This window comes from Gibbsiella quercinecans (genome assembly GCF_002291425.1).
GTDB lineage: Bacteria > Pseudomonadota > Gammaproteobacteria > Enterobacterales > Enterobacteriaceae > Gibbsiella > Gibbsiella quercinecans.
Genome location: NZ_CP014136.1, coordinates 819,639 through 834,875, shown reverse-complemented (window position 1 = coordinate 834,875; position 15,237 = coordinate 819,639). Strand labels below are relative to the sequence as shown.

Genomic DNA, 15,237 nt, shown 5'->3' with positions numbered 1-15,237 from the left:
CAAATTCGGTGCGTAATATGCCCTATATGAATACTAGTGTGGTAAGGCAAAACGTGCTTTTTGCCGCTAAGCGCTCCGCCGTTGTTGCCGGTCGGAAAATTCCCAGCGAAAGTGCATGGTGCCACGGCTGAAGGATTTTTATTGCTTGTTTTTAAATCACTATTTCTTCGATCGCGATAATAAATTTTCCGTATCTACGATTATTCTGATAAATCTCATCTATAGTTAAAGAGGCTTAACAATAAGTGAGGTTGCCATGAATACCTGTCGGTTGTTAGTGATCGTTGGCGTATTGTTTTCATGGACGATGGCAAGCCAGGCGAAATCTTCCGGTACCATTTATTTTACGGGGGCAGTAGCGGAAAGCCCTTGTTCTTTCACGGTATCGGCTACTGTATTGAAGACGACATGCTACCGTGACGGAAGCTATTTGCAAGGGCAGCAGCGCACCTTGCAGAACACGGATTTTGCCCGCGGGGATCTGCCGCAAAACCTTGGTTATTCCGATGTAACATGGGTAAATCAACAGCAAAAACTTGCGATGATGACCATTACTTATAATTAAATCGCTTGGCGATGCCAGGCCGATCGTCCTGGCAAAGCCCATCCATACTGCCGCTAGATGCCGCCCATACCCGCTTGGGTTAGTCGGCACGGCCCATGTAGCGGCGCTCTGGAATATGAATGCGGATTTTATCGCCCGCGCTCAGGTATTCCGGCACTGAAATCACCAGCCCGGTCGACATGGTAGCGGGTTTGTTGCGCGCACTGGCGGAAGCCCCTTTGATGCCCGGTGCGGTTTCTACGATTTCCATATCTACCGTCTGCGGCAATTCCAATGCCAGCACCTGGCTTTCCAGCGTTAGCACCTGCATCCCAGGCAAACCGGCTTCGGGAATAAACAGCAGCTCATCTTCGATCTGCTCTTTCTTGAAGATGTATGGGGTGTAATCCTCTTCGTCCATAAAGACGTACTCTTCACCATCGATATAAGAGAAGGTGACTTTACGGCGTGAAAGGGTGATGGTGTCCAGAATATCATCGCCTTTAAAACGCTCTTCCACCTTTAAGCCGGTGCGAACGTCCGAGAAGCGCATTTTGTACAATGTGCTGGCGCCGCGGGCGCTTGGGCTTTGCACGTCGATGTCTTTTACCAGCAGCAATTTGCCGTTGTAGTTGATCGCCATGCCACGTTTGATTTCGTTAGCTCTTGCCATAACTATTACCTGTGAATGGGTGGTTTTAATAAGTTGCGACACGTTACCCGCGCCGCCGGTTTCAGGCAAGTACAACCCGCAAAAACCGTCGCTGGATGGCGAGGGTTACCGCCGGGTTATTTGAACACCGGTAGCAGGCCGGAAAGTGCTAATAGATAGGCGGCAGCGTTAATCCCACCAAACAGCAGCACCAACAGGATCGCAAAACCGCCACCGGGCGTGCGGTATGGCGCCTGTGGGAAACGCCGGCGGCTGGCCCGCGCCATCAGCGCCGGCGTGATCACTGCCCAAACGGTGGCTGCCAGCCCGGCGAAGCCGATGGCATACAGGAACCCATCAGGAAACAGTAAGGCGGCCAGCGTAGGGGGAATGAAGGTCACCATCACGCTTTTACCCCGGCCGGCGGGGCTATCGCTGAATTTGAGAAAGTCGGCAATATAGTCGAACAGCCCCAGCGCCACGCCCAGGAACGAACTGGCCAGCGCCATATAAGAGAATGTGTTCAGCGATTGCCGGACGGTGTGGTCGTTAGCCACATTGCCCATTTGCTGCAGCAGGCTGCCGATGTTGCCACCTTCGGCGATCACCTGTTTAAAGGCGCTGCGCGTGATATTACCCTGAATCACATACTGCCACAGGATGTAGATCGCCAGCGCCAGTAAGGTGCCGTACAACAGGCTGCGGGCAATCGTGCCGCTGTCTTTATGGTAGTACTTCACCAATCCCGGCACGTTGCCATGGTAGCCGAACGACGCCAGCAGGTAAGGCAGAGCGACCCACGCATAAGGCAGATAGTGGGCATGGCTATCGCTGTGGTTGAAGAGGATAGCCGGCTGAACCTGCGTGAACATGTCGCCAACCGACATCACAAAGCTAATGGCCATACCGCCAATCAGAATGGTGCTCAGGCGATCGACCGCGCGGGTGGAAAGCCACACGATAAACCCGACCACGCAGGAAAAGACCAACCCGCAGGCCGCCTGGTTGGCGTTGATGGCGCCGGCGAAGGTGTGCGCGACGATCGAGCCGCCGGCGGAAATATAGGCATAGGTCAGGATATACAGCACAAAGGCAATCGCTATGCCATTGAGGGTGCTCCAGCCTTTGCCGAGCAAATCTTTGACGGTGGTATGGAAGCTGGCGCCGGCAGGGTAGTTGAGCGTGGCTTCCATGATCATCAAGCCGGAAAGCAGCATACAGGCCCAGGTATAAACCAGCAGCGCCAACGAGCCGCTGAACCAGACGCCGGCCGTGACCACCGGGATAGAAAACATGCCGGCGCCGACCGCGGTGCCGGCAATAATCATGGTGCCGCCGAGTGCGGAGGGGCGGGCGAGTGGCTGAACGGTGTCCGTAGGCATGAGATTCCTGAAGGTTTCGGGTAGTGATGATTGTACTAGCTGAATGGTACGAGCGTGATTGGTGTGTGTAAAGACAATTTATTGCGTATTTTGTGCGTATTTTTGGCTGTTATTGTTTTTTGTGTGAGATGCGAGGCAGGTAAACCGATTTTTTGTTACCTGGTGGTAATGGTAAGTGCTGGTAACGGGGATGATAAGAGCGTGTCCTGGTGCCGCAAGCTGCTTATTAAAGGGGGAGAAAATAACACCGGCGAAAGTTTCCAGCGCCAGGCGTGGGATTATGCTGGCGGTAATATAGCGCCACTGCTATTGTCGCCTTTCTCTTGCCGCCAGCCTATTGGAGCGCGCCGTGGATTGTCGTACCGACTGTGGCGCCTGCTGTATCGCGCCTTCTATATCCAGCCCGATGCCCGGCATGCCGAACGGCAAGCCGGCGAATACGCGCTGTATCCATCTGGATCAACACTGGCGCTGCGGGCTGTTCCATTCCCCACTGCGGCCAAAAGTCTGCGCCAGCCTGCAGCCCAGCCGTGAAATGTGCCACGATCACCGTGATGCGGCGTTGATCTATCTGGCCAGGCTGGAAGCGGATACTGCTCCTTAGGGGCTATAGCGGCTAAGCGTCTTTCAGCCGCCACATGCACAGTAATGATCCCATCACGGCGGCCAGTGCGAAATAGAACACTGCGTGATAGCTCCATATTTCTGCCGCCGCGCCGGCAACCGAACCGGCAATGATCCAGCCAACGCGGTTGGTATTGCTATACAGCGTGGTGGCGGCACCTGCCTGGCCGGGCATCAAATCCTGGAAATAGAGCATGCCGATTCCGGCCAGCACGCCGATGAACATCGCGTTCAGCAACTGTAAGGCAATCAGTTGCCAGGTGCCGGTAATAAACAGCAGCCCGCCATAGAACAGCACGCCGGCAATCACCGCATAGCGCATCAGCAAGCGTTTCCCGGCACGTTTGGCCAGCATGCCCGCCAGCAACATCGTGGGGATTTCCAGCCCGGCGGCACAGCCCATCAGCACCCCGGCCAGTTTTTCCGACATTTGCAGCTCATGCACAACATACAGCGGCATATTGATCAGGTACATGCAGTTGGCTGTCCACATCAGAGTGCAGGCCACAAACAGCAGCAGCGTATCGCGCCGGTTCCTGCGTGGCGCTTCCAATCGGCCGCCCGCGGGCGCCAGGGCTCTGGGGACGGACGGCAGCGTTTTCCATACCAGTATGCCGCAGGCGATAAACGCGGCCGCGGCGGCCAGGTACATCATTTTGAAACCAAACCCCAGCGCCAGGGCGAAAGCCAGCGGCGGGCCAACCACCCAGGCCAATGACACCTGCGCACGCAGGATGGTGCTGAACATTACCGCTTCGCGCCCGGTATGATCGGCATGTTCACGCGCCAGGGCGAACATCTGCGGGTTGGCGGTAGACCCCAGGCTGGTCAGCACCACGCCGACAATCAGCAACAGATAATAGCTGCGGTTCCAGGCGAACAATACGCAGCCCAACGCGCCCAGCATGCAGCACAGGAAGATCAGCGTCTTGCGGTCCCCTTTTTTATCGGAGCGGCTGGCCAGGAACTGGCTAATCAGGATGCTGATCACCGCACTGCCGGTAAAAAACAACCCGACCATCGTTGGGCGAGCGTGAACCTCGGTGGTCAGGAACAGGCTCAGCGTTGGGGTTTGCAACGCGCCGGCAATGCCGGTGAGAAAAGCGACGATGATGAACGCCAGCGAAGTAAGATCGGGTTGGCGCCGGGTGACTGCGGTTGTTGTGCGCATGCGATGGTTATTTGGCCAATAAAGGGAAAAGGACGCGCGCATCATACGCGCGTTGAAAACAAACCAAAACCGGTTTCAGCGCGCTAAAACGTAAAGATATTATTCCTGCGATTAACGCCGCATATTTGTTGACGGCGGCGCAGGTTATTGCGGGTAAACACGCCCTGTTTGCCACAGCTGGATAGCGTTGCGGCTGGCCTCAAAATGGGGTTCCGGCAGGGCATCGGGCCGGCACCAGCGCCATTCGGCACATTTGTCGGGTTCTTTCAGCACCGGTTCACCGCCCGGGTGTGGCGCCAGCATGCAGATGGATACCGTATGCTTGCCTTCCTGGCGCCAGGTTTCCAGGTTGTTGCTCACGCCAATAAAGGTTGGTGGGGCAATCATCAGGCCGGTTTCCTCTGCGATTTCACGCTGGGCGCATTGTTCAAAGCTTTCGCCGCTCTCCAGGTGGCCGCCGGGGATGGACCAATAGGGCGCATGCTTGCCGCAGCGTTTGCCCAGCAGGATCTCGCCGTTTGCGTTAACAATGATCACCCCGATGCCCGTTAATACCGCCATGTTTTCTCCTTCAGCAAAATTTCAGCGCGACGTCTCATTTTGCCGTGCTGTTTAGCGCGCCCTTAAGGAAAGTGTGCGTAAGGTCAAAAATATATCACGTCGAAATTAAGAAAACTTGCTTTCAGCTTGTGCTGGTCACACACTCTTTGAAACGTTTCAGCGTTACCAAATTGACTGGGTTGGTTTGTGTAACGCTCCTTTTTCTCAATAAAGCTGAAACGATTCAATTCGGCAGGAGAGGAGAGTCATGTTCCAGTTGTCACAGCAAGACATTCACCTGGGCGCTACCGCAAGCAGCAAACAGGACGCGATCGAGCAAGTTGCCGCCGCGCTTACCGCCGCCGGGTGCGTCAGCGCCGGTTATGTTGACGGCATGAAGCAGCGCGAATTGCAAACTTCCACCTATTTGGGCAACGGCATCGCCATTCCCCATGGTACCACGGACACCCGCGATCTGGTGCTGAACACTGGGGTTCAGGTGTTTCAGTTCCCGCAGGGGATCACTTGGGGTGAAGGCCAGACGGCCTATATCGTGATTGGCATCGCTGCCCGTTCCGATGAGCACCTGGCGCTGTTGCGCCAGTTGACGCACGTCTTGAGCGACGACAGCGTGGCCGACCAAATGGCGAAAACCACCTCGGCGGAAGAGTTACGCAGCCTGCTGATGGGCGAAAAACAAGCCGATGAATTCCAATTCGACGCTTCATTAATCGCGTTGGACGTTGCCGCAGACAGCCTGATGACGCTGCAGGCGCTGAACGCCGGCCGCCTGCAAAAACTGGGCGCGGTAAACGCCAGCTTTGTCAGCGATGTGATTACCCACAAGCCGTTGAACCTGGGGCAGGGTATCTGGCTGAGCGACAGCACCGAAGGCAACCTGCACAGCGCGGCGACGGTAAGCCGCCCGGCGCAGGCATTTGAAGAAGACGGTGAAAACGTGGCGCTGCTGCTGACCGTTGCCGTGGCCGATGAACAACCGCTGGCCGTGCTGAATTACCTGAGCGATTTGCTGCAGGCGAATAAAGCTGAACGTTTGCTGAACGCTGATGCCGCCGGTGTGCTGGCGCTGCTGACCAGCGACGTTGCAGAGCAAAGCGAAGTGCTGACGGCAGAATATGTGATCCATAACGATCACGGCCTGCATGCTCGCCCAGGCGCAATGCTGGTGAACGTGATCAAGAAATTCAACAGTGAAATCACCGTGACCAATCTGGATGGTACGGGCAAACCGGTTAACGGCCGCAGCCTGATGAAAGTGGTGGCGCTGGGCGTCAAAAAAGGGCATCACCTGCGCTTTACCGCCAACGGCGAGGATGCTGAAGCTGCGCTGAAAGCGATCGGCGAAGCAATTAGTGAAGGTTTGGGCGAGGGGGCAGCATGAGCAGAAGGGTTGCAACAATTACGCTGAATCCTGCTTACGATCTGGTGGGGTTTTGCCCGGCAATCGAACGCGGTGAAGTTAACCTGGTGAAAACCACCGGGTTGCATGCGGCGGGCAAAGGCATAAATGTTGCCAAGGTATTAAAGGATCTGGGGATCGACGTCACCGTCGGTGGTTTCCTGGGGAAAGAGAACCAGGATGGTTTCCAACTGCTGTTTAGCGATCTGGGGATTGCCAACCGTTTTCAGGTTGTTCCAGGCCGCACGCGTATCAACGTGAAGCTAACGGAAAAAGACGGCGAAGTGACCGATCTGAACTTCTCCGGTTTTGACGTAACGGAGCAGGATTGGGAGCGTTTCGTCACCGACTCCCTGAGCTGGCTGGGCCAGTTCGATATGGTGGCGGTCAGCGGCAGCCTGCCGGCCGGCGTAGCGCCGGAAGCCTTTACCGACTGGATGACACGCCTGCGCGCGCAGTGTCCGTGTATCATTTTTGACAGTAGCCGCGAAGCGCTGGTCGCCGGGCTGAAGGCTTCGCCCTGGCTGGTTAAGCCAAACCGCCGCGAGCTGGAAATCTGGGCCGGGCGGCCATTGCCGACGCTGCAAGACGTGGTGGAAGCCGCGCACGCGCTGCGCGAACAGGGTATTGCCCATGTGGTGATTTCACTGGGGGCCGAAGGCGCCCTATGGGTTAACGCCTCCGGCGCCTGGATTGCCAAACCGCCGGCTTGTGAAGTGGTGAGCACCGTGGGTGCCGGCGATTCTATGGTTGGCGGCCTGATCTATGGCCTGCTGATGCGTGAATCCAGCGAGCATACTCTGCGTTTGGCCACCGCCGTGGCTGCACTGGCCGTTAGCCAGAGCAACGTTGGCGTGACCGATCGCCCTCAGTTGGCCGCGATGATGGCGCGCGTCGATCTGAAACCTTTTAACAGCTAGGACAGGAGGCAGGATGAAAACGCTGCTGATAATAGACAGTTCGCTGGGGCAAGCATCTGGTCACCTGGCGCAACGTATTTTGGGTGCTGCGACGGAAAAAGCCGGGCTGACGCTGGTTAAAACGCCGGCGGATGCGGAACTGGTGGTCGTGGTTGGCCAGGCGGCGCCTGCGGATCCGGCGCTCAATGGCAAAAAAGTGTACGTCGGGGATGTAGAGCACGCGGTGCGTGAACCTGAGGCGTTCCTGAAACAGGCGCAGGCGGAAGCGAAACCTTACCAGGCGCCGCAGGCGGTCACACCGGCGAAAAAGGCCAGCGGCCCGCTGCGTATTGTGGCGGTAACGGCCTGTCCAACCGGCGTCGCGCATACTTTCATGGCGGCAGAGGCCATCGAAACCGAAGCGAAAAAACGCGGCTGGTGGGTGAAGGTGGAAACCCGTGGCTCCGTGGGCGCCGGCAATGTGATCACGCCGGAAGAAGTGGAAGCGGCCGATCTGGTTGTGGTGGCTGCGGATATTGAAGTCGATTTGGATAAATTCGCCGGTAAACGTATGTACCGGACCACCACCGGCCTGGCGCTGAAGAAAACGGCGCAGGAGCTGGATAAAGCGGTGGCCGAAGCGGAAGTGTTCGAGCCGCAGAAAAACGGCGATCCTGCCAAAGCCGGCGGCAAGGGCAAGAAAGAAGGGACGGGGACGGGCCCATATCGCCACCTGTTGACCGGTGTGTCTTACATGCTGCCGATGGTGGTGGCGGGCGGCTTGTGTATCGCGCTGTCGTTTGTGTTCGGCATTAAAGCCTTTGAAGTTAAGGGCACGTTGGCAGCTGCGTTAATGCAGATCGGCGGTGGCTCGGCTTTTGCCCTGATGGTGCCGGTTCTGGCCGGGTATATCGCCTTTTCTATCGCTGACCGCCCGGGGTTAACCCCAGGGTTGATCGGCGGGATGCTGGCCGTGAGCACGGGTGCTGGTTTTATCGGCGGTATCATCGCCGGTTTCCTGGCCGGTTATGTCGCGAAGTTCATCAGCAGCAAGCTGCATTTGCCGCAGAGTATGGAAGCGCTGAAGCCAATATTGATTATTCCATTGGTGGCGAGCCTGGTTACCGGTCTGGTCATGATTTATGTGGTCGGTACGCCGGTGGCGAAAATCATGGAAGGCCTGACCAACTGGCTGCAATCGCTGGGTACGGCTAACGCGGTGCTGTTGGGCGCCATTCTCGGTGCGATGATGTGTACCGATATGGGCGGCCCGGTAAACAAAGCGGCCTATGCCTTTGGTGTGGCGTTGCTGAGTTCTTCGGTTTATGCGCCGATGGCGGCGATTATGGCTGCCGGTATGGTGCCGCCGCTGGCCATGGGCCTGGCGACGCTGCTGGCTGCACGTAAATTCGAGAAGTCTGAGCGTGAAGGGGGCAAAGCGGCACTGGTGCTGGGCCTGTGCTTCATCTCTGAAGGGGCGATCCCGTTCGCGGCCCGCGATCCGATGCGCGTATTGCCTTGCTGTATCGTCGGCGGTGCCTTGACCGGTGCGCTGTCGATGGCCTTTGGCGCTAAACTGATGGCGCCGCACGGCGGGTTGTTCGTGCTGCTGATCCCTGGTGCTATCAGTCCGGTGCTGCTGTATCTGGTCTCGATCATTGCCGGTACGGTCGTAGCGGGTGTCGCCTACGCGATTTTGAAACGTGCGGAAGTGCCGGCTGCCAGCGCAGCGTAATCGTAGAACAATTTATAATATTTCCAAAATAATTCGAGTTGCAGAACATAAACACAAAACGGCTGTAACTTGAAGCATTAACGGATAGATTAATAATATTAATGCCAGTCAGCGTATCTGACTGGCATTTTCTTTATGTGTTGTTGCACGGATTACGGCTACCAGAAAACAGCAAACAGCCCACCATCGTTTTGAACCCGTGAAAAACCATCCGGTGCATGTGGTAATTTCTGCTTACATATTATCGTCTTTGCGATTAAATTTCATACTGCTACGCTTTAATCGACGGATTTACCGCTTCTTGTAATTCATGTGCAAGACGCAAAGATATGCACTTCCCATTACCAAGCGTAATAATTTAAACTAGCAAGGATAATGATTTTCATTATCCTTTTTTATTGTTTAGGGAGTTAATCGATGAAAGCAGCAGTAGTTACCGCGGATCATCAGGTTGAGGTGGTGAGTAAAGAAGTTCGCCCGTTACGTCACGGCGAAGCGTTGTTGAAAATGGACTGCTGTGGGGTGTGCCACACGGATTTGCACGTTAAAAACGGCGATTTCGGTGACAGGACGGGCCTGACGCTCGGCCATGAAGGTGTTGGCCTGGTGACGGCCGTCGGCCCTGGCGTGACGTCGCTGAAAGTGGGCGATCGTGCCAGCGTGGCCTGGTTCTTTGAAGGGTGTGGTTACTGTGAATACTGTACTTCAGGGAATGAAACCCTGTGCCGCTCGGTAAAAAATGCCGGCTATACGGTGGACGGCGGGATGGCGGAAGAGTGCATCGTCATGGCCGACTATTCGGTCAAAGTGCCTGACGGGCTTGATTCCGCCGCTGCCAGCAGCGTGACCTGCGCCGGTGTGACCACCTATAAGGCGGTTAAGGTTTCGCAGATTGAGCCGGGTGAATGGATCGCCATTTACGGTTTGGGCGGCCTGGGTAACCTGGCGCTGCAATATGCGAAAAACGTTTTCAACGCCAAAGTGATTGCGGTGGACGTGAATGACGAACAGCTCAATTTCGCCCGTGATATGGGGGCGGATCTGGTCATTAACTCCCGCAATGAAGATGCGGCGAAAGTGATCCAGGAAAAAGTGGGCGGGGCACACGCCGCCGTGGTGACTGCGGTTGCCAAAGCCGCCTTCAACTCTGCCGTTGACGCCGTGCGCGCCGGCGCGCGCGTGGTTGCCGTTGGCTTACCGCCGGAGGCCATGAGCCTGAGCATTCCACGCCTGGTGCTGGACGGTATCCAGGTTGTAGGCTCGCTGGTGGGTACCCGTAAGGATCTGGCGGAAGCGTTCGCCTTCGCCGCCGAAGGCAAAGTGGTGCCGAAAGTCACCCTGCGCCCGGTGGAAGACATCAACGCCATCTTCCATGAAATGGAACAGGGCAAAATCAAAGGCCGCATGGTTATTGATTTCAAGACGCGCTAATTGCCGGCCTGCTTTGATGCAGGCGGTTCATTAAAACAGCGCTTTATCTAACCCAGCCAGGCGCTCGCCGGCTGGGTTAGCAGAGGGGCGAACCCACTTTTCCTCGTGTTATTGCTGTGCCTTCAGCCAGGCAATCTCTTCCGCCCAAATATCCGGGTTTACCGTTTCAAGAATCAACGGAATATTGTCAAAGCGAGGATCGCGCATGATATAGCTGAACGCGGTTTTGCCGATATTGCCTTCCCCCAGGCTGTTGTGACGGTCAACGCGGCTGTTGAATTCGCTCTTGGCATCGTTGAGATGCATACCGCGCAAATAATGAAACCCCACCACATCGTCTAACTGCCTGAAGGTCTTTTCGCACTCTTCCTCGCTGCGCAGATCGTAACCGGCAGCGAACGCGTGGCAGGTATCAATACATACGCCGACGCGGCTTTTGTCTTCTACGCCGGCAATGATTGCCGCCAGGTGCTCAAAGCGGAAGCCGAGATTGCTGCCCTGGCCGGCGGTGTTTTCAATCACGGCGGTGACGCCACGCGTTTTATCCAACGCAATGTTGATGGATTCGGCGATGCGCGCCAGGCAACGATCTTCATCGATCTGCATCAGGTGGCTGCCTGGATGGAAGTTCAGTAATGTCAGCCCCAGTTGCTCACAGCGCTGCATTTCATCCAGGAAGGCGTCGCGCGACTTTTCCAGCGCTTCCGCGACCGGGTGGCCAAGGTTAATCAGGTAGCTGTCGTGCGGGAGAATCTGTTCCGGGCCATAGTGATACTGCGCGCAGGCGCTTTTGAACTTATCGATGGTTTCAGCCGACAGCGGGGCGGCTTTCCACTGGCGCTGATTTTTGGTGAACAGAGCGAAGGCGGTTGCCTCCAGTTGGTGGGCGCGGATCACGGCTTGATCCACGCCGCCCGCAGCGCTGACATGTGCACCGACAAATTTCATTTTTATTCTCCTGTATTATCGGTGCCATTATGGCATTGATGGCGGCGAGATTGAATGGGGGAACAACGGGTTGCGCCCGCCCAGATGGGCGAGCGCGTTCAGGCATGCATCAGGTGTGAAATCCACAGGTTAATCGCGCCGCCGCCAATAATCAGCCAGATGAACAGCAGCGTCGCCAGCAGAATCGGCTTCATCCCGGCCTGGCGCACTGCGCCGATATGAGTAGTCAGCCCTAGCGCCGCCATCGCCATGGCCAGCAGCCAGGTATCGGCGGCGATCAGCGTATGCACTAGCGGCGCCGGCAACAGCTGAAACGAGTTCAGGCCCGCGACGGCGATAAACAACACCGCGAACCACGGAATGGTAATGGCGGATTTTTCTGCCTGCATGCCGTTGCCGCTGCGGCTGATAAAGCCGGAAAGGAGCAGCAGAAACGGCGCCAGCATCATCACGCGGATCATTTTTGCGATGACGGCGGCATTTTCCGCATCCGGGCCAATGGCGTGCCCAGCGGCCACCACCTGCGCCACCTCATGAATGGTGGAGCCTGCGTAGATGCCAAACGTTTGCTGGCTGAAGCCAACCCATTGAAAGTGCGCATTGAGCTGGTACAGCCACGGGTAGACGAAAATCGCCAGCGTACCGAAGACCACCACGGTGGATACCGCAACTGCGACTTTGCTGGAATCGGCTTTCAATACCGGCTCGGTAGCCATCACCGCCGCCGCTCCGCAGATGCTGCTGCCTGCACCGATCAGCATGGTGGTTTGGCGATCCAGGCCGAACCACCTTTTGCCCAGCCAGCAGGCCAGCAGGAAGGTGCTGCTCAGCGTCAACGCATCAATAATGATGCCGGTGGCGCCGACGTCGGCGATCTGTTGAAACGTCAGGCGGAAGCCGTAAAGGATAATGCCCAGGCGCAGCAGGCGCTGTTTGGCCAGCTGTACGCCGCTGTGGCAAACCGGTTGCAGCCAGGGGTAGAGCGTGTTGCCCGCCAGGATGCCGAAAATGATCGCCAGCGTCAGGGCGCCAAGCCCCAATTCCGCCACCAAGGGGATAGCGGCTGCCCAGACGGCGACTGCGCTGATTAACGCGGTTAGCAGCAGCCCCGGCAGCAGGTGGGTTGCCCGAAACGGCAACGTGTGCCGGCGGGGAAGAATATGGGTGATATCCGCAGCCATAGGTTCAATCCTTGTCTTATCGTTTACCCGTAAGCCTACGTTTTGGCTGTATAAAAGAGAAATTGATTATATGTTTATAATCTATCATTATAAGTGGTAACGGCATGGGGTTGGCGATAATCACCATGGGATGGCCGGGGACGGCGTTGATCACGAGACAGTTATGCATATCACACTGCGGCAGTTAGAAGTGTTTACTGAAGTATTGAAAAGCGGTTCAACCACCCAGGCTTCCGTGGTGCTGGCATTATCGCAATCGGCCGTCAGCGCGGCGCTGGCCGATCTGGAAGGGCAACTGGGCGTGCAATTGTTTGATCGCGTCGGCAAGCGGCTGGTGATCAATGAGCATGGCCGGCTGTTATACCCCAAGGCGCTGTCGCTGCTGGAGCAAGCGGGGGAGATTGAACAGCTGTTTTTGTGCGACGGCGGTGCGCTGCGCATTGCGGCCAGCAGCACCATTGGCAACTATATGTTGCCGGCGATGATCGCCCGTTATCGCCAGGATTTCCCGATCACCCCGCTGGAGCTGAACGTGGGCAATAGCCAGGATGTGATCGGCGCGGTGGCGGATTTCCGGGTGGATCTGGGGCTGATCGAAGGCCCGTGCCATATGCCTGAATTGGTGACCCAGCCGTGGCTGGAGGATGAGCTGGTGGTGTTTGCCGCGCCGGAAAGCCCGCTGGCGCACCAGCCGTTGACGCAGCAAACCCTGGCCGAAGCGCCGTGGATCCTGCGTGAACGTGGATCAGGCACGCGCGAAGTGCTGGATCATCTGTTGTTGTCACGTTTGCCCAATTTCAAGCTGGTGATGGAGCTGGGTAATTCAGAGGCGATCAAACATGCGGTGCGCCATGGCATCGGCATCAGTTGCCTGTCGCGGCGGGTTATTGAGGAACAGCTGGCGAGCGGCACGTTGGTTGAACTGGCGATCCCGTTGCCGCCGCTGATGCGAACGCTGTATCTGATCCATCACCGGCAGAAGCATATTTCCAACGCGCTGCAACGCTTTCTGGACTATTGCCGCCTGTAAGCGCTGCTTATGTGGGCGTTAATATCAGCGTTTTTTCTAATAATCCCCCCCAGATTATGAAGCTATCTTATATCAGGGCAATGTTTACTAGTCCGTTGGTGGGTATTTGCTACAATCCGGCCTCATTTTTCGACGAGCAGTAGGGTTAGAATGGCTCAGCAGGATATAAAAACACAGGGGCAACAAGCACCCGGACTACGCCGTGAACTGAAAGCACGGCATTTAACCATGATTGCCATTGGCGGTTCTATTGGCACGGGTTTGTTTGTCGCTTCCGGCGCGACGGTTTCCCAGGCTGGGCCTGGCGGCGCTTTGCTTTCCTATGCGTTAATCGGTTTGATGGTCTATTTCCTGATGACCAGTCTGGGTGAATTGGCGGCGTTTATGCCGGTTTCCGGCTCATTTTCCACCTACGGCGCCAAATATGTGGAAGAAGGCTTTGGCTTCGCTCTGGGCTGGAACTACTGGTACAACTGGGCGGTGACCATCGCGGTCGACCTGGTAGCGTCACAGTTGGTGATGGGGTACTGGTTCCCGGATGCGCCGGGCTGGATCTGGAGCGCGCTGTTCCTGAGCCTGATGTTCCTGCTGAACTACATTTCGGTTAAAGGCTTTGGTGAAGCAGAGTACTGGTTCTCGCTGATTAAAGTCACCACCGTTATCGTCTTTATTGCCATTGGCGTGTTGATGATCTTCGGCATTTTGAAAGGTGGCGAACACGCCGGCTGGCAGAACTGGACGGTGGGCGATGCGCCGTTTGCCGGTGGCTTTGCCGCGATGATCGGTGTGGCGATGATCGTCGGGTTCTCTTTCCAAGGGACGGAGCTGATCGGCATTGCGGCCGGTGAGTCCGAAGACCCGGCGAAGAACATCCCGCGCGCGGTGCGCCAGGTGTTTTGGCGTATTCTGCTGTTCTATATTTTCGCCATCCTGATCATCAGCCTGATCATTCCGTATACCGATCCGAGCCTGCTGCGCAACGATGTGAAAGACATCAGCGTCAGCCCGTTTACGCTGGTATTCCAACATGCCGGCCTGCTGTCCGCGGCGGCGGTAATGAATGCCGTTATCCTGACGGCGGTGTTGTCGGCCGGTAACTCCGGGATGTATGCCTCAACCCGGATGTTGTTCACCCTGGCTTCTGAAGGCAAGGCGCCGCGTATTTTTGCCCGCCTGTCGAAAGGGGGCGTGCCGCGTAACGCACTGTATGCCACCACCGTGGTGGCCGGGCTATGCTTCCTGACCTCCATGTTCGGCAACCAGTCGGTGTACCTGTGGCTGCTGAACACGTCTGGCATGACCGGTTTCATCGCCTGGCTTGGCATTGCCATCAGCCACTACCGTTTCCGCCGGGGTTATGAGCTGCAGGGGCTTGATCTGAACGCATTGCCGTACCGTTCCGGGTTCTTCCCGCTTGGGCCGATATTTGCGTTTGTGTTGTGCCTTATCATCACCCTGGGCCAGAATTACCAAGCATTTTTGGAAGATAAAATTGACTGGTATGGCGTGACGGCCACCTATATCGGTATTCCGCTGTTTCTGCTTATTTGGTTTGGCTACAAACTGACACGCGGGACCCGCGTGGTGAAATACAGTGAGATGGAATTCCCGACGTCCGAGGTGAAGTAATCACCGGCATCACGCGGCGGCCTGCCGCGTGATGGTTTCCCGTTTTCCTGT

At 56.5% G+C, this 15,237-nt stretch carries 14 protein-coding genes; 8 read left to right on the top strand and 6 right to left on the bottom strand.

Features of this window, described 5'->3' with window-relative positions; translation table 11 throughout:
• Nucleotides 1-256: 256 nt before the first annotated feature.
• Entirely contained in the window at nt 257-565 is a 309-nt protein-coding gene (locus ACN28Q_RS03875) for a YmdA family protein (RefSeq protein WP_095845121.1), read from the top strand.
• A gap of 79 nt (nt 566-644) precedes the next feature.
• Here the strand turns inward: ACN28Q_RS03875 and yeiP are convergent, their stop codons facing one another.
• Together yeiP and mtr are read right to left on the bottom strand one after the other, a co-directional pair.
• On the bottom strand, nt 645-1,217 hold the full coding sequence (gene yeiP, locus ACN28Q_RS03870) for an elongation factor P-like protein YeiP (RefSeq protein ID WP_095848908.1): 573 nt from the start codon (nt 1,215-1,217) through the stop codon (nt 645-647).
• Between the two features lie 116 nt (nt 1,218-1,333).
• On the bottom strand, nt 1,334-2,578 hold the full coding sequence (gene mtr, locus ACN28Q_RS03865; protein ID WP_095845120.1) for a tryptophan permease: 1,245 nt from the start codon (nt 2,576-2,578) through the stop codon (nt 1,334-1,336).
• A 349-nt stretch (nt 2,579-2,927) separates the two neighbouring features.
• On the opposite strand from mtr, the gene ACN28Q_RS03860 reads away from it, so the two are divergent.
• Nucleotides 2,928-3,182, top strand: a complete 255-nt coding sequence (locus ACN28Q_RS03860; RefSeq protein WP_095845119.1) for a YkgJ family cysteine cluster protein — start codon at nt 2,928-2,930, stop codon at nt 3,180-3,182.
• A 12-nt stretch (nt 3,183-3,194) separates the two neighbouring features.
• Here the strand turns inward: ACN28Q_RS03860 and ACN28Q_RS03855 are convergent, their stop codons facing one another.
• Together ACN28Q_RS03855 and ACN28Q_RS03850 are read right to left on the bottom strand one after the other, a co-directional pair.
• Nucleotides 3,195-4,373: a sugar efflux transporter gene (locus ACN28Q_RS03855; protein ID WP_095848907.1), complete on the bottom strand. Its 1,179-nt coding sequence runs from the start codon at nt 4,371-4,373 to the stop codon at nt 3,195-3,197.
• A gap of 144 nt (nt 4,374-4,517) precedes the next feature.
• Complete coding sequence (locus ACN28Q_RS03850; RefSeq protein WP_095845118.1) at nt 4,518-4,934, bottom strand: nucleotide triphosphate diphosphatase NUDT15; 417 nt, start codon at nt 4,932-4,934, stop codon at nt 4,518-4,520.
• A 247-nt stretch (nt 4,935-5,181) separates the two neighbouring features.
• Here ACN28Q_RS03850 and fruB point away from each other — a divergent pair, with 247 nt between their 5' ends.
• From fruB to adhP, 4 genes are all read left to right on the top strand, one after another.
• Entirely contained in the window at nt 5,182-6,315 is a 1,134-nt protein-coding gene (fruB, locus tag ACN28Q_RS03845) for a fused PTS fructose transporter subunit IIA/HPr protein (protein WP_095845117.1), read from the top strand.
• Nucleotides 6,312-7,253, top strand: a complete 942-nt coding sequence (gene fruK / locus ACN28Q_RS03840) for a 1-phosphofructokinase (RefSeq protein WP_095845116.1) — start codon at nt 6,312-6,314, stop codon at nt 7,251-7,253. Before fruB ends, fruK begins: the two co-directional genes overlap by 4 nt.
• 13 nt (nt 7,254-7,266) lie before the next feature.
• Nucleotides 7,267-8,967, top strand: coding sequence for a PTS fructose transporter subunit IIBC (fruA, locus tag ACN28Q_RS03835; protein WP_095845115.1), 1,701 nt, complete (start codon nt 7,267-7,269; stop codon nt 8,965-8,967).
• 417 nt (nt 8,968-9,384) lie between these two features.
• Nucleotides 9,385-10,398 (top strand): alcohol dehydrogenase AdhP, encoded by a 1,014-nt coding sequence (gene adhP, locus ACN28Q_RS03830; protein WP_095845114.1) that lies wholly within the window; start codon nt 9,385-9,387, stop codon nt 10,396-10,398.
• Between the two features lie 108 nt (nt 10,399-10,506).
• On the opposite strand, the gene nfo is transcribed toward adhP, so the two are convergent.
• Nucleotides 10,507-11,346: a deoxyribonuclease IV gene (nfo, locus tag ACN28Q_RS03825; protein ID WP_095845113.1), complete on the bottom strand. Its 840-nt coding sequence runs from the start codon at nt 11,344-11,346 to the stop codon at nt 10,507-10,509.
• Nucleotides 11,347-11,444: 98 nt separating this feature from the next.
• Nucleotides 11,445-12,527 (bottom strand): YeiH family putative sulfate export transporter, encoded by a 1,083-nt coding sequence (locus ACN28Q_RS03820; protein WP_095845112.1) that lies wholly within the window; start codon nt 12,525-12,527, stop codon nt 11,445-11,447.
• Nucleotides 12,528-12,690: 163 nt separating this feature from the next.
• Here ACN28Q_RS03820 and yieE point away from each other — a divergent pair, with 163 nt between their 5' ends.
• Both yieE and ACN28Q_RS03810 read left to right on the top strand, forming a co-directional pair.
• On the top strand, nt 12,691-13,557 hold the full coding sequence (gene yieE, locus ACN28Q_RS03815; RefSeq protein ID WP_095848906.1) for a DNA-binding transcriptional regulator YeiE: 867 nt from the start codon (nt 12,691-12,693) through the stop codon (nt 13,555-13,557).
• 150 nt (nt 13,558-13,707) lie between these two features.
• A complete protein-coding gene (locus ACN28Q_RS03810) occupies nt 13,708-15,186 on the top strand; it encodes an amino acid permease (protein ID WP_095845111.1) in 1,479 nt (492 codons plus the stop codon).
• The last annotated feature ends 51 nt before the right edge of the window (nt 15,187-15,237 follow it).